Annotated in this window: 14 protein-coding genes; 7 read left to right on the top strand and 7 right to left on the bottom strand. The window is 74.1% G+C overall.

Annotated elements, in window-relative coordinates; all coding sequences use genetic code 11:
- Positions 1-21 precede the first annotated feature (21 nt).
- Both ABD979_RS08525 and rpmB read left to right on the top strand, forming a co-directional pair.
- The gene (locus ABD979_RS08525; RefSeq protein ID WP_345507037.1) at positions 22-804 is read left to right on the top strand and encodes a fructosamine kinase family protein; all 783 of its coding nucleotides are present in this window, start codon (positions 22-24) and stop codon (positions 802-804) included.
- Between the two features lie 497 nt (positions 805-1,301).
- Positions 1,302-1,490: a 50S ribosomal protein L28 gene (rpmB, locus tag ABD979_RS08520; RefSeq protein WP_345507036.1), complete on the top strand. Its 189-nt coding sequence runs from the start codon at positions 1,302-1,304 to the stop codon at positions 1,488-1,490.
- 152 nt (positions 1,491-1,642) lie between these two features.
- On the opposite strand, the gene thiL is transcribed toward rpmB, so the two are convergent.
- Positions 1,643-2,608: a thiamine-phosphate kinase gene (thiL, locus tag ABD979_RS08515; protein ID WP_425583946.1), complete on the bottom strand. Its 966-nt coding sequence runs from the start codon at positions 2,606-2,608 to the stop codon at positions 1,643-1,645.
- Positions 2,609-2,836: 228 nt separating this feature from the next.
- Here thiL and ABD979_RS08510 point away from each other — a divergent pair, with 228 nt between their 5' ends.
- Together ABD979_RS08510 and ABD979_RS08505 are read left to right on the top strand one after the other, a co-directional pair.
- Entirely contained in the window at positions 2,837-3,070 is a 234-nt protein-coding gene (locus ABD979_RS08510; protein ID WP_345507034.1) for an Lrp/AsnC family transcriptional regulator, read from the top strand.
- 73 nt (positions 3,071-3,143) lie between these two features.
- Positions 3,144-3,551, top strand: coding sequence for a hypothetical protein (locus tag ABD979_RS08505; protein ID WP_345507033.1), 408 nt, complete (start codon positions 3,144-3,146; stop codon positions 3,549-3,551).
- 37 nt (positions 3,552-3,588) lie between these two features.
- On the opposite strand, the gene ABD979_RS08500 is transcribed toward ABD979_RS08505, so the two are convergent.
- Positions 3,589-4,728, bottom strand: coding sequence for a D-alanine--D-alanine ligase family protein (locus ABD979_RS08500; RefSeq protein WP_345507032.1), 1,140 nt, complete (start codon positions 4,726-4,728; stop codon positions 3,589-3,591).
- 50 nt (positions 4,729-4,778) lie between these two features.
- On the opposite strand from ABD979_RS08500, the gene ABD979_RS08495 reads away from it, so the two are divergent.
- Positions 4,779-5,864 carry a trans-sulfuration enzyme family protein gene (locus tag ABD979_RS08495; protein WP_345507031.1) on the top strand — a complete coding sequence of 362 codons (1,086 nt, stop codon included), beginning with the start codon at positions 4,779-4,781 and terminating at the stop codon, positions 5,862-5,864.
- Positions 5,865-6,001: 137 nt separating this feature from the next.
- On the opposite strand, the gene ABD979_RS08490 is transcribed toward ABD979_RS08495, so the two are convergent.
- Complete coding sequence (locus ABD979_RS08490) at positions 6,002-7,000, bottom strand: NAD(P)H-dependent glycerol-3-phosphate dehydrogenase (protein ID WP_345507030.1); 999 nt, start codon at positions 6,998-7,000, stop codon at positions 6,002-6,004.
- Entirely contained in the window at positions 6,997-7,797 is an 801-nt protein-coding gene (locus tag ABD979_RS08485; protein WP_345507029.1) for a lysophospholipid acyltransferase family protein, read from the bottom strand. The genes ABD979_RS08490 and ABD979_RS08485 overlap by 4 nt, the downstream gene beginning before the upstream one ends.
- A 112-nt stretch (positions 7,798-7,909) precedes the next feature.
- Here ABD979_RS08485 and cofC point away from each other — a divergent pair, with 112 nt between their 5' ends.
- Positions 7,910-8,797 carry a 2-phospho-L-lactate guanylyltransferase gene (gene cofC, locus ABD979_RS08480; protein ID WP_345507028.1) on the top strand — a complete coding sequence of 296 codons (888 nt, stop codon included), beginning with the start codon at positions 7,910-7,912 and terminating at the stop codon, positions 8,795-8,797.
- 89 nt (positions 8,798-8,886) lie between these two features.
- Here the strand turns inward: cofC and ABD979_RS08475 are convergent, their stop codons facing one another.
- From ABD979_RS08475 to leuC, 3 genes are all read right to left on the bottom strand, one after another.
- Positions 8,887-9,720 carry an HU family DNA-binding protein gene (locus ABD979_RS08475; protein WP_345507027.1) on the bottom strand — a complete coding sequence of 278 codons (834 nt, stop codon included), beginning with the start codon at positions 9,718-9,720 and terminating at the stop codon, positions 8,887-8,889.
- Between the two features lie 286 nt (positions 9,721-10,006).
- Positions 10,007-10,600 carry a 3-isopropylmalate dehydratase small subunit gene (gene leuD / locus ABD979_RS08470; protein WP_345507026.1) on the bottom strand — a complete coding sequence of 198 codons (594 nt, stop codon included), beginning with the start codon at positions 10,598-10,600 and terminating at the stop codon, positions 10,007-10,009.
- Positions 10,601-10,603: 3 nt separating this feature from the next.
- Positions 10,604-12,061 carry a 3-isopropylmalate dehydratase large subunit gene (leuC, locus tag ABD979_RS08465; protein ID WP_345507025.1) on the bottom strand — a complete coding sequence of 486 codons (1,458 nt, stop codon included), beginning with the start codon at positions 12,059-12,061 and terminating at the stop codon, positions 10,604-10,606.
- Between the two features lie 153 nt (positions 12,062-12,214).
- On the opposite strand from leuC, the gene ABD979_RS08460 reads away from it, so the two are divergent.
- Positions 12,215-12,967, top strand: a complete 753-nt coding sequence (locus ABD979_RS08460) for an IclR family transcriptional regulator (RefSeq protein WP_045191628.1) — start codon at positions 12,215-12,217, stop codon at positions 12,965-12,967.
- Positions 12,968-13,084: the final 117 nt, after the last annotated feature.

Below are 13,084 nucleotides of genomic sequence, written 5' to 3'. Positions count from 1 at the left end.
CGCTCCGTCCCCACGGATAGCGTGGGCGGGGTGTCGAGCCCAGCCACCGTCCACCGCAAGACCTGGTCCGCCGCCCCCGCCGGCTTCTTCGAGGTCGAGGCGGCCGGCCTGCGCTGGCTCGGTGAGGCCACCGATGCCGGCGGCGCGCGGGTCGTGCAGGTGCACGGCGTGGGCGCCGACCACATCGAGCTCGAGCGGCTGCACCCCGCCGCGCCCGGCGCCGCCGCCGCCGAGGGACTCGGGCGCGGCCTCGCCGCCACGCACCGCCTGGGCGCGCCCGCCTTCGGCGCCCCACCGACCGGCTGGACCGGCCCGGCCTGGATCGGTCGGCAGCCGCAGACCAACGACCCCACCGCGACGTGGGGCGCCTTCTACGCCGAGCAGCGCGTGCGCCCGTTCGTGCGCCGGGCCCTCGACCGCGGCCACCTCGACGCCGCCGGGGCCCGGGTCGTCGACCGGGTCTGCGACCGGCTCGCGGGCGGCGAGTTCGACGACGGCACCCCGCCGGCGCGCATCCACGGCGACCTGTGGGCGGGCAACGTCGTCTTCGTCGCCGGCGAGGCCGTGCTCATCGACCCCGCGGCCCACGGCGGGCACGGGCTCACCGACCTCGCGATGCTCCACCTCTTCGGGTGCCCCGGGCTCGAGCGCGTGACGGCCGCCTACGCCGACGCCGCCGACCTGCCCGCAGGCTGGCGCGGCCTCCTCGAGCTGCACCAGCTGCACCCGCTCGCGGTCCACGCCGCCTCGCACGGCCCGGCCTACGCCGCCCAGCTCGTGCAGGCAGCCAGCACCTACGCCTGATCGACGCCGCAGCCCGAACCCCCACCACGCCCCCGCCCCGCCCCGAACCGCCCTGAACCGCCCCGAACCGCGCCCCGGCGCAGTTACAGCCGTGTCCCAGCCCGAAACCCCGCCCCGAACCGCGCCCTGGCGCAGTTGCAGCCGTGTCCCAGCCCGAAACCCCGCCCGAACCGCGCCCTGGCGCAGTTGCAGCCGTGTCCCAGCCCGAAACCGCGCCCGAACCGCGCCCTGGCGCAGTTGCAGCCGTTTCTCAACCCGAAACCCCGCCCGAACCGCGCCCTGGCGCAGTTGCAGCCGGGCGGCTCGTCGCGCCGGGGACGGGCGGTTCTCGGGGCGGCGGAGGGGGGCCTCTCGCCGTTTTGTCGTCCGAGCACGTCGTCGGCTACGCTTTACCGGTTCCCCCCGTGACTGCGGGGTGACGCGCGCCCCGGTGTGCGTCGGCCCCGATCCGTGGTGGAGCTCAGCACTTCATCGACATCGAATTTCAGGAGATACCCGTGGCTGCCAACTGCGACGTCTGCGGCAAGGGACCGAGCTTCGGTCACAACATCTCGCACTCGCACCGCCGCACCAAGCGCCGCTGGAACCCCAACATCCAGCGCGTTCGGACGCTGGTGGGCGGTGTGACGCCGAAGCGACTCAACGTCTGCACCTCCTGCCTCAAGGCGGGCAAGGTCGTTCGCTGAACGTCCCGAACCAACGAGCAAGGCCGATCCCCTCGAGGGATCGGCCTTTTTCGTACCCCTGCCTCGCCTCCCCCTCGGGTCGTGGTGATCGGTCCCTGTCCGGCCCGGCGGCACACCTCGACCCGCTCGCGGCCCGGCCGCACCCCGGACCGTCACGCGTTGCGGAAGTGGTCCCAGCCCGTGTGTGACACCGCGCGACCGCCCACGAGGATGCCGGGTCGCTCGCCGGCGCCCGAGGCGCGCACCTCCCCCAGCACCCGCCACCCGGGCGGCACCGAACCGGCGGGAAACGTCGCGAGCAACGAGTGCTCCTCGCCACCGGCCAGCACGCAGTCGAGGGCGGCCTCGGCGCCGACCGCGTCCATGAGCGCGTCGACGTCGCCCGCGAGGGCGGCCGGGTCGAGGTCGACGACGACGCCGCTCGCCCGGGCGATGCGACCGCCGTCGCGCAGCAGGCCGTCGCTGAGGTCGAGCATGGCCGTGGCACCGGCGGCGGCCGCCTCGGGCCCGGCCTCGAGCGGGGGCTCGGGACGGCGCTGACGCGACACCGCCACCGGGTGACGCGACGCCGCACCGGCCTGCAGCAGGCGCAGCCCCGCGTCGGCGAGCCCGAGCGAGCCCCGCACGGCGAGCACGTCGCCGGGGCGGGCACCCGAACGCAGCACCGGCTCGCCGTCGAGGCGCCCGAGCGCCGTCACCGAGACCATGACGACGCCGGACGGGGCCGACGACAGGTCACCGCCGAGCACCGCGACGCCGGCGGCCGCGCACGCGTCGGCGACCCCGCGCACGTGGTCGAGCACCCACTCGAGCGACAGGTCGGGGTCGGCGACGAGCGTCACGAGCACGCCGGTCGGCCGGGCACCCATGGCGGCCACGTCGGCGAGGTTCTGGGCGATCACCTTGTGGCCGATGTCGGCGCCCGAGGACCACGCGTCGAGCCAGTCGCGCCCGAGCACCACGGTGTCGGTGGTCGCGACGGTGCACGCGCCGGTGCGCAGCACGGCGGCGTCGTCGCCGGGCGCGACGACGAGGTCGGCGCCCTCCGGGAACGTCGGCAGGATGCGGGCGAGCAGCTCGTCCTCGTCGAGCGAGCGCAGCGGGGTGCCCCCGGTCATGAGGGGGCCGCGGCGCTGCCGCTCCTCCTGCGGCTCGATCGGCACGCTCACACACCCTCTCCGGTGGACGGCCGTGTCACGGGCCCGTTTGCAGGGGACGAGAACCCCCATGGCAAGGTAGCGTCAGGGCACGGTCGCAGTCACACTGAGGCCTGCCGGTTCCGACCGGTCGTGCCGGGCCGGGTGCCCGGACGGCCGTCCAACGATCGACACACGAAGAGGTGACACGTGGTCCAGGCCTACATCCTGATTCAGACCGAGGTCGGCAAGGCCGCCAGCGTTGCGGAGCAGATCGCCGGCATCACGGGCGTGACCCTCGCCGAGGACGTCACCGGGCCCTACGACGTCATCGCCCGCGTCGAGGCCGCCAACGTCGACGACCTCGGTCGCCTCGTCATCGCCAAGCTCCAGGACGTGCCCGGCATCACGCGCACCCTCACCTGCACGGTCGTGCACGTCTGAGGCCGTCCTGACCAGGTCGTCCCGCCCGACGGCGGCGCCGCGCGGCGCCGCCGTCGCGCTGTCCGCCGCCGCGGTGTCCGCGCTCGTGCTGTCCGCGTGCAGCCGCGCGCCCGAGGTCGCGCTCGCGCCGCAGGCCGGCGCGCCGGTCTGCACCGCGGTGCCCTGGCCCGCCGACGTGAGCGGCCGCGGCCGCGTGGCCACCACTCCCGACGACCCGTCCGTGGCGGCGTGGGGCGACCCGGCCCTCATCGCGCGCTGCGGCCTCGACGCGCTCGGCCCGACCACCGACGACTGCGTGACGGTCGACGGCGTCGACTGGGTCGTGCGATCGCTGAGCGACGGGTCGGCCGCCACGACCTACGGCCGCGACCCCGCCATCGAGGTGCTCGCGCCCGCCGCCTACGGCGCGGTGCCGCTGCTGCTGCCCGCCTTCTCGGCAGCCGCCCGCACGCTCCCCGAGAACGGCCGGCACTGCTCCTGAGCCCGTATGCCGTCGGTGCCGAGCGCTCGAGGACCCGTCAGCGCAGGCCGGTGCGGCGCTCGAGCGCGAGTGCGATGAGCTCGTCGATGAGGTCGGGGTAGCGCAGACCGGTGGCGGCCCACATCCGCGGGTACATCGAGTGCGGCGTGAAGCCGGGCATCGTGTTGATCTCGTTGAGCACGACGCGCCCCTCGGGCGTCACGAAGCAGTCCACGCGCGCGAGCCCCTCGCAGCCCAGGGACTCGAACGCCTCGGCCGCGAGCCGCCGCACCTCCTTGGCGACCTCCTCTGGCACGTCGGCCGGGCAGCTGAGGTCGACGTCGCTCTCGGCGAGGTACTTCGCCTCGAAGTCGTAGAAGGCGTGGTTGTCGTGCACGACGATCTCGGCGACCTCCGACGTGCGGGGCGCGGACGTGCCGTGCCCCTCGAGCACGGCGCACTCGATCTCGCGCCCGGCGATGCCCTCCTCGACGAGCACCTTGGGGTCGTGCTCGCGGGCCACCTCGATGGCGGCCTCGAGGCCGGACGGGTCGTCGACGCGGGTGATGCCCATCGACGAGCCGGCGCGGGCGGGCTTGACGAAGAGCGGGTAGGCCAGGCCGGCGCACGTGTCCATGGCCGCGGCTCGGTCGGTGCGCCACGCGCGGTCGGTGATGACGGCATACGGCCCGACGGGGAGGCCGTGACCGGCGAAGACGACCTTCATGTAGTGCTTGTCCATGCCGGCGGCGGAGGCGAGCACGCCGGAGCCGACGTAGCGCACGTCGGAGAGCTCGAGGAAGCCCTGCAGGGTGCCGTCCTCGCCGAAGGGGCCGTGCAGGAGCGGGAAGACGACGTCGACCTGGCCGAGCTCCTGCGGCGGGCGGCCGGGCTCGAGCACGGTGAGCGAGGTCTCGCGCGTCGAGAGCGGCAGCACGACGTGCGCGTCGCTCGTCTCGACCTCCGGGGTGCGGCCCGGGGTCAGCTCGAAGCGGCTCGGGTCGTCGGCGGCGAGCACCCACTGCCCGTCCCGCGCGATGCCGATCGGCACGACGTCGTACCGGCTGCGGTCGATGGCGCGCAGCACGCCGGCGGCGGTGGCGCACGACACCGCGTGCTCGGAGGAACGTCCACCGAAGACGATGGCGACGCGGGGGCGGCGGCTCGGCCGGTCGGGCTGGGGCTGGTCCGTGGTCATCAGACGAGACTCTATCCCGAGGCCCCGGGGCCGCTCGTACGCTGAGCGGCGTGGCCACCGAAGCGGATCCGCAGCAGCTGCACGTCGACACCTTCCTCGTCGCGTCGGGCCGCCCCCAGCGCACAGCGGGCTCCGCGGTCAACGTCGGGGTCGAGCTGACGTCGACGTATGCCGCCGAGGGCGCCGTCAGCTACGCGCGGTCCGGCAACCCGACGTGGGACGCCTTCGAGGAGGCGCTCGGTGGTCTCGAGGGCGGGCTCGCCCTCGTGCACGCCTCCGGCATGGGCGCCATCTCCGCCGCGCTCTCGCTCCTCCCGCGGGGCGGCACGGTCGTGGCCCCCGACACCACCTACAACGGCACGGGCGACCTGCTCCTCGACCACGAGCAGGCCGGCGGCACCGTGCGGCGCGTGCACGCCACCGACACGGCCGGCTTCCTCACGGCGCTCGAGGGCGCCCACCTGCTCTGGCTCGAGTCGCCGACGAACCCGCTCATGGACGTCACCGAGCTCGACGTCGTGCTCGCCCGGGCCCGCGAGCTCGGCGTGCCGAGCGTCGTCGACAACACCCTCTCGACGCCGCTGCTCTGCCGCCCGCTCTCGCTCGGCGCCGACGTCGTCGTGCACTCGGTGACGAAGTACCTCTCGGGTCACAGCGACGTCGTGCTCGGCGCCACCGTCGTGCCGGACACCGAGCGCGGCCGCGCCCTCGGTGCGCGCCTCCGGCGGCACCGCACGCTGCACGGCGCCGTCGCGGGGCCGATGGAGGTCTTCCTCGCGCTGCGCGGCCTGCGCACCCTCTCCGTGCGCTTCGAACGCGCGAGCGCCACCGCGGCGGAGCTCGCCCGACGCCTCGAGGCGCACGACGCGGTCGAGCGCGTGCGCTACCCCGGAGCCGGCGCCATCCTCTCGATCGACGTGCAGGGCGGCCTCGAGGCCGCCGAGCGCGTCTGCGCCGCCACCCGGCTCTGGCTGCACTCGACGAGCCTCGGCGGCGTCGAGTCACAGCTCGAGCGTCGCCGGCGCCACCCCTCCGAGTCCGAGCAGGTGCCGGTCAACCTGCTGCGGCTCTCGGTCGGCATCGAGCACGTCGACGACCTGTGGGCCGACCTCGACCAGGCCCTCCGCACCGTCTGACACCCGGTCGAGCCCCGGCAGCAGCGGGCGGGCCACGCCGACACGCGAGGCGGGCCGGCTCGGGTGTGCCTCGGGCTCGCGCGGCCGGGACCCGAGCGCGCCTGCTGTGTCGCGCGGGACGTCGACCCGCGCGACGGTCAGTGCTTCTCGGCCTTGAGGTCGCGGGACATCAGCCGGGGCCCGACCTCCCGCGCGGGGTGGCCGTCGCGGATGACGGCCACGACCTGCTCGACGATCGGCAGGTCGACGCCGTGCTGCCCGGCGAGGGTGAGGATCGACTCGCACGACTTGACCCCCTCGGTCGTCGTGCGCAGCTCGGCGGTGGCCTGCGCCACGGTGAGGCCGCGGCCGAGCCGCACGCCGAAGCTGTGGTTGCGCGAGAGCGGCGACATGCACGTCGCGATGAGGTCACCGACACCCGCGAGGCCCATGAAGGTCTGCGGGTGCGCGCCCAGCGCGAGCCCGAGCCGGGTCGTCTCGGCGAGCCCGCGCGTGATGATCGTGGCCTTGGTGTTGTCGCCGAAGCCGAGACCCTCGGCCATGCCCGAGGCCAGGGCGACGACGTTCTTCGTCGCGCCGCACACCTCGGCGCCGATGACGTCGGTGTCGGTGTACGGCCGGAAGTACGGCGTGGCGCAGGCGTTCGCGACCCGCTCGGCCGTCGCCATGTCGCGGCAGGCGACGACGCCGGCCGCCGGCTGCTTGCGCGCGATCTCGGCCGCGAGGTTGGGGCCGGAGAGCACGACGACGCGGTCGGGCTCGACGTGGCCGACCTGCTCGATGACCTCGCTCATCCGCAGGGTCGTGCCGAGCTCGACGCCCTTCATGAGCGAGACGACCGGCACCGCGGCGGGCACGGCCGCGCCCCAGTCGGCGAGGTTGTCGCGCAACGTCTGCGCCGGCACCGCGAGCACCGCGATGTCGCAGCCGTCGAGCGCCTCCTGCGCCGACGTCGTCGCGCGCACCGTCTCGGGCAGGTCCAGCTCGGGCAGGTAGGCGTCGTTGCAGCCGGCGTTGACCGCTGCCGCGACCTCGGGCCGTCGCGCCCACAGGCGCACCGTGCACCCCGCGTCGGCGAGGATGGCTGCGAACGCCGTGCCCCAGTTGCCGCTGCCCATGACCGCGACGCGGGTCACGGCCGCTCCTCGCCATGGGTCCGCGAGCGGCTCTCGCGGCCGATCTCGTCGTGCCCCAGCGGGTCGCCGATCTCCGGCACGCCGTGGCTGCGCGGGTCGAAGCGCTCGATCGGGCGCTTCTCGTCGCGCACGACCTCGAGCAGCTCGGTGATGCGGTCCATCAGCCGGTCGGTCGCCTCGCGGAGCGTCTTCGTGTCGATCGGACGGTCGTAGAGGTCCGAGAGGTCGACGGGGGGGCCGGCATACATCTGCATCGTCTTGCGCGGGAAGAGCGAGGGCCGGTGGCCGTAGGGCGAGAGGATCTCCTGCGCACCCCACTGGGCGACCGGGATGAGCGGGCAGCGGGTCTCGAGCGCCACGCGTGCCGCGCCGGTCTTGCCGCGCATCGGCCAGAGGTCGGGGTCGCGCGTGATCGTGCCCTCGGGGAAGATGCCGAGGGCCTTTCCGGCGCGCACGCCGTCGACGGCCGCGCGGTAGGCGTCCGTGGCGGCAGCGGAGTTGCGGTAGACGGGGATCTGGCCGCACTTCCTCAGCAACCACCCGACGACGGGGATCGCGAAGAGGCTGTCCTTGCCGAGGAAGTAGGCCTCGCGCCCGCTGTCGAACATGAAGTGCGCGAAGACGAGCGGGTCGGCGTAGGAGATGTGGTTCGTCGAGACGACGAAGCCGCCCTCGGCCGGGATGTTCTCCAGACCGCGCCAGTCGCGCTTGGTCACGCGCATGAGCACGGGGCGGAGCAGGAGTGCCACGAACCGGTAGGCCCACGGCAACCGCCTCTTGGGTGCGCCGGCAGTCACGGTGTCACGTCCTCTTCCTCGTGCGCACGCCGACGGCGTGGCTGGCTTCATCTTGTCCACCTCGCGGCGCGGTGTCGAGCAGCCGGGCGGCGAGTGCGACGATATCGCCAGCATGACGACCACCTCGCGCACGCACCCGGCACCGCCGGCCCGGCCCCTCGACCGGCCCGTGGGCGACTGGGTCGTCGTCGTGCCGGTCAAGGACACCCGGCACGGCAAGTCGCGCCTCGCCCGGGCCGTCGGCCCGGACCGGGCCGACCTCAGCACCGCCATCGCGAGCGACACCCTCGACGCCGTCTGCGCGGCGGTCGGGCCCGAACGCCTCGTGCTCGTCACCGCGGACGCCGGGCTCGCCCCGCTCTGGCGCGCCCGCGGGGCGCGCGTCGTCGACGACCCGGGAGCCGGGCTCAACGCGGCCGTCCGCGCCGGCATCGCCACCGCCGGCCCCGGCACCAGGGTCGCGGCCCTGCTCGGTGACCTGCCCGCGCTCGACGCGGCGTCGCTGCGGTCGGCGCTCGACACGGCCGGCGACCTCGGCGAGTCCTTCGTGCCGGATGCCCAGGGCGTCGGAACGGTGCTGCGCTGCGGCCGCGGCTTCGTCCCCCGCTTCGGCGCCGACAGCGCGGCCCGGCACGAGGCCGACGGAGCCGTGCGGGTGGCCGCCCCGCTCCCCCGGCTGCGCACCGACGTCGACGACGTCCACAGCCTCGTGCTCGCGCGGGCCCTCGGCCTCGGGCCGGCCACGAGCGCCCTGCTCGCGCACCGTGCGTCTGGTTGGATGCGGAGCATGCAGGCGACCGTGCACCGTTTCGACCCGGAGACCCACACCGGCAGCGTGCTGCGCGACGACGGGGTGGAGCTGCCCTTCACGGCGCCCGCGTTCGAGTCGAGCGGCCTGCGCCTGCTCCGGGTCGGCCAGCGGCTGACCGTCGAGGTCGTCGACGACCTCGTCGTGGGACTGCGCATCGTCGGCGTCGGGCCGGGCGAACCGATCCGCTGACGCGCGTGGGCCCGACCGCCCCTGAGGGAGCGGTCGGGCCCACGGTCTCGCCACGTCCGGCCGTCAGGGCGTGTCGACGGCCGAACCGGTCAGCGGGCGCTCTTGCGCGCCGTCGTCGTGCGGGCGGGAGCCGCCTTCGTCGTCGTCTTCCTGGCGGCGGCCTTGGCCGGGGCGGCCTTGCGCGTGGCGGTGGCCTTCGTGGCGGCGGCCTTGGCGGTCGTGGCCCTGGTGGTCGTGGCCTTGGCGGTCGACTTCGCGGCGGCCTTGGTGGCCGTCGCGCGCTTGGCGGGGGCGGCCTTGGTGGTCGTGGCCTTCGTGGCGGCGGCCTTGGTCGTCGCGGCGCGCTTGGCGGGGGCCGCCTTCGTCGCCGCCGCCGCAGCCCTGCTCGTCGTGGCCTTCGTGGTGGCCTTCGTGGTGGCCTTCGTCGCGGCAGCCTTGCTCGCCGTGCTCTTCGCGGCGGTGGCGCGCTTGGCGGGGGCCGCCTTGGTCGCGGCGGCCTTCGTCGTCGTCTTCGCGGCGCGGGCCGAACCGGCCGTGGTCGCGGCCTTCTTCGTCGCCGTCTTCTTCGCGGCGCCCCGGGCCGGGGCTGCGGCGACGGACGAGCCGGCCGACGCACGGCTGGCGGCCGACTCGGTCTTCGAGAGCTTCTTCGCGCCCGAGACGACCTCCTTGAAGTTCGTGCCGGAGCGGAACTTGGGGACGCGGGTCTTCTTGATCTTCACGGTCGCCCCCGTCTTCGGGTTGCGGCCCGTGCGCGCGGCGCGGTCGGCGCGCTCGAAGGTGCCGAAGCCGGTGATGCCGACCTTGCCGCCACGGGCGACCTCACGGATGACGACGTCGAGGAACGCCTCCAGCGCGTCGGACGCCACCTTCTTGCTGCCGAGCTTGGTCTCGAGCGCGTCGATCAGTTCTGCCTTGTTCACGTCTTCCCCTCCAGAGGACTGTCGGCGTCAGTCGACCCGACGAGATTCGTCCGGAACCGGTCCGGCTACACCCTGACGTTAGGCCGACTCGGCAGTCGCGTCCATCACCCCACGATGGGGCTTTCGTTGTGTCGCAAGGAGTTTGACGGGTTCTGGGGCCTTCATCCACCCCGGGACCGAGCCGGTCCTCTCCAGGGCGGGAGGACGCATACGAAAGCGGATCCCGCTGTCGTGCAACGAGATCCGCTTCCGTGTCCGTTTTGCGGGGTTGTCGTGCGGCGCAGGCTCAGCCCGACACGGTGACCGGCTTGTGCGCCGGACGTCGCGACTCGAAATCGGCGACGAGATCGTCGTGTCGCAGGGTGAGTCCGATGTCGTCGAGGCCCTCGAGGAGCCGCCAGCGCGTGTAGTCGTCGATCTCGAAGGGGGCGACGATCTCACCGGCGTGGACGGTCCGGGCCACGAGGTCGACCGCGATCTCGGCGCCGGGGTTGTTCTCGAGGTACTTCCAGATCAGCTCGACGTCGTCCTGGGAGACGATGGCTGTGAGCAGCCCCTGCTTGCCGCTGTTGCCGCGGAAGATGTCGGCGAAGCGGGAGCTGATGACGACCCGGAATCCCCAGTTCATCAGGGCCCACACGGCGTGCTCGCGGCTCGAGCCGGTGCCGAAGTCCGGCCCTGCCACGAGGACCGAGCCATCGGCGTACACGGGGTTGTTGAGGACGAAGGACGGGTCCTTGCGCCAGGCGGCGAAGAGGCCGTCCTCGAAGCCGGTCCGCGTGACGCGCTTGAGGTACTCGGCCGGGATGATCTGGTCGGTGTCGACGTTGCTGCGACGGAGCGGCACGCCGATGCCGGTGTGGGTCTCGAACTTCTCCATGGCTCAGGCCTCTCCGGTCGTCGCGGATGCCAGCTGGGCGGGCGTCGCGGTGGGGTCGGGGGTCGCACCGTCGAGGTCCGAGGGGCTCGACAGGGTGCCGCGCACGGCGGTGGCCGCGGCGACGAGCGGGCTGACCAGGTGGGTGCGGCCGCCCTTGCCCTGGCGGCCCTCGAAGTTGCGGTTCGACGTCGAGGCGCTGCGCTCCCCCGGCGCGAGGGTGTCGGGGTTCATGCCGAGGCACATCGAGCAGCCGGGCAGCCGCCACTCGGCGCCGGCCTCGGTGAAGACCTGGTCGAGGCCCTCGGACTCGGCCTGCAGGCGCACCTTCGCCGAGCCGGGGACGACGAGCATCCGCACGCCCTCGGCGACACGGCGGCCCTTGACGACCGCGGCGGCGGCACGGAGGTCCTCGATGCGACCGTTCGTGCACGAGCCGACGAAGACCGTGTCGACGGCGATGTCGCGCAGCGGCGTGCCCGCCTCGAGACCCATGTAGGCGAGGGCGTTCGCCGCGGCGAGGCGGTCGCTCTCGTCGGCGAACTCCTCGGGGTCGGGCACCGACGCCGAGAGCGGCAGGCCCTGACCGGGGTTGGTGCCCCACGTCACGAAGGGGGTCAGCTCGGTCGCGTCGATGTCGACCTCGGCGTCGAAGACGGCGTCGTCGTCGGTGCGCAGGGCCGTCCACTCCGCGACGGCAGCGTCCCAGTCCGCGCCGGTCGGGGCGTGCGGGCGCCCCTGGAGGTAGTCGAAGGTCGTCTGGTCCGGCGCGATCATGCCGGCGCGGGCACCGGCCTCGATCGACATGTTGCACACCGTCATCCGGGCTTCCATCGACAGCGCCTCGATGGCCTCGCCGCGGTACTCGATGACGTAGCCCTGACCGCCGCCGGTGCCGATGCGGGCGATGACGGCGAGGACGACGTCCTTGGCCGTGACCCCGTCGGGCAGCGCTCCGCGCACGTTGACGGCGAGGGTGCGGAACGGCCGGAGCGGCAGGGTCTGCGTGGCGAGCACGTGCTCGACCTCCGACGTGCCGATGCCGAAGGCGAGCGCCCCGAAGGCGCCGTGGGTCGAGGTGTGGCTGTCGCCGCAGACGACGGTCATGCCCGGCTGCGTCAGCCCGAGCTGCGGGCCGACGACGTGCACGATGCCCTGGTCGGCGTCGCCCATCGGGTAGAGCCGGACGCCGAACTCCTCGCAGTTGCGGCGGAGCGTCTCGACCTGGACCTTCGAGACGGGGTCGGTGATGGGACCGGGCGTCGTCGGGACGTTGTGGTCCTCGGTCGCGAGGGTGAGGTCGGGCCGTCGCACCGGGCGGCCGGCGAGGCGGAGCCCGTCGAAGGCCTGGGGACTGGTCACCTCGTGGAGCAGGTGGAGGTCGATGTAGAGGAGGTCGGGCTCCCCCTCGGCGCGACGGACGACGTGTGCGTCCCAGACCTTCTCGGCCAGTGTCCCTGCCATGGCTTCCCTCTGACTTCCCTCCGCGGCGGCGTTCCGGTGATCGAGCGCGCGCACCATCGAGGACGGGGTCGCGACATCGCTCTTTCGCCAGCGTGGCCCTTTTGTGGGCCCGACGGATTGACGTCTCAGTGCCTGAGACGTCAGTATCAGTGCATGGACAACTCTTCTGGTGTCGGCGTCCTCGACAAGGCCGCCACGGTGCTGGGCGCCCTCGAGGCCGGACCGGCCACGCTCGCGCAGCTCGTCGGTGCCACCGGCCTGGCCCGCCCGACCGCCCACCGGCTCGCGGTGGCGCTCGAGCACCACCGCCTCGTCTCGCGCGACATGCAGGGCCGCTTCGTGCTCGGTCCGCGCCTCGGCGAGCTGGCCTCCGCGGCGGGCGAGGACCGCCTGCTCGCGGCCGCCGGCCCGGTGCTCGGCGCGCTGCGCGACCACACGAACGAGAGCGCCCAGCTCTTCCGCCGCCAGGGCGACCAGCGCATCTGCGTGGCGGCGGCCGAGCGTCCCGTCGGGCTGCGCGACTCGATCCCCGTCGGGGCGACCCTCTCGATGCTCGCGGGCTCGGCCGCCCAGGTGCTGCTCGCCTGGGAGGAGCCCGACCGGCTGCACCGCGGCCTGCAGGGCGCGGCCTTCACCGCGACCGCGCTCTCGGGCGTGCGCCGTCGCGGCTGGGCGCAGAGCGTCGCCGAGCGCGAGGCCGGCGTCGCGTCGGTGTCGGCGCCCGTACGCGGCCCGTCGGGTCGCGTCGTGGCCGCCGTCTCGATCTCCGGGCCCATCGAGCGGCTGTCGCGCCAGCCCGGTCGCCTGCACGCGGCCACCGTGGTCGCCGGCGCCAACAAGCTGACCGAGGTGCTCCGGCGCCACCACGCGATGCAGCAGCAGCAACAGCAGCAGCAGAACGCTTGAGCTCGAGCCGGCTCGGTTCGGGCGGGCCGGCCTGCTCGGTTCGGGCGGGCCGGCTCGGTTCAGGCGGGCCGCGCCGGTTCGGGCCGGCCACGGCACGGCCACAGATCGGTCACGATC

The sequence above is a fragment of the Terrabacter aeriphilus genome (assembly GCF_039542985.1).
GTDB lineage: Bacteria > Actinomycetota > Actinomycetes > Actinomycetales > Dermatophilaceae > Terrabacter > Terrabacter aeriphilus.
Note: the sequence above shows the minus strand (reverse complement) of the source record. Positions and strands in the feature narration are given on the sequence as shown.

Bases quoted from the DNA above. Each gene is read 5' to 3' on its own strand.
- thiL (WP_425583946.1), bottom strand. From the start codon at position 2,608: ATGACCGGGGGCACCCCGCTGCGCTCGCTCGACGAGGACGAGCTGCTC.
- ABD979_RS08500 (WP_345507032.1), bottom strand. From the start codon at position 4,728: ATGACCACGGACCAGCCCCAGCCCGACCGGCCGAGCCGCCGCCCCCGC.
- cofC (WP_345507028.1), top strand. From the start codon at position 7,910: ATGACGACCACCTCGCGCACGCACCCGGCACCGCCGGCCCGGCCCCTC.
- leuD (WP_345507026.1), bottom strand. From the start codon at position 10,600: ATGGAGAAGTTCGAGACCCACACCGGCATCGGCGTGCCGCTCCGTCGC.
- leuC (WP_345507025.1), bottom strand. From the start codon at position 12,061: ATGGCAGGGACACTGGCCGAGAAGGTCTGGGACGCACACGTCGTCCGT.
- ABD979_RS08460 (WP_045191628.1), top strand. From the start codon at position 12,215: ATGGACAACTCTTCTGGTGTCGGCGTCCTCGACAAGGCCGCCACGGTG.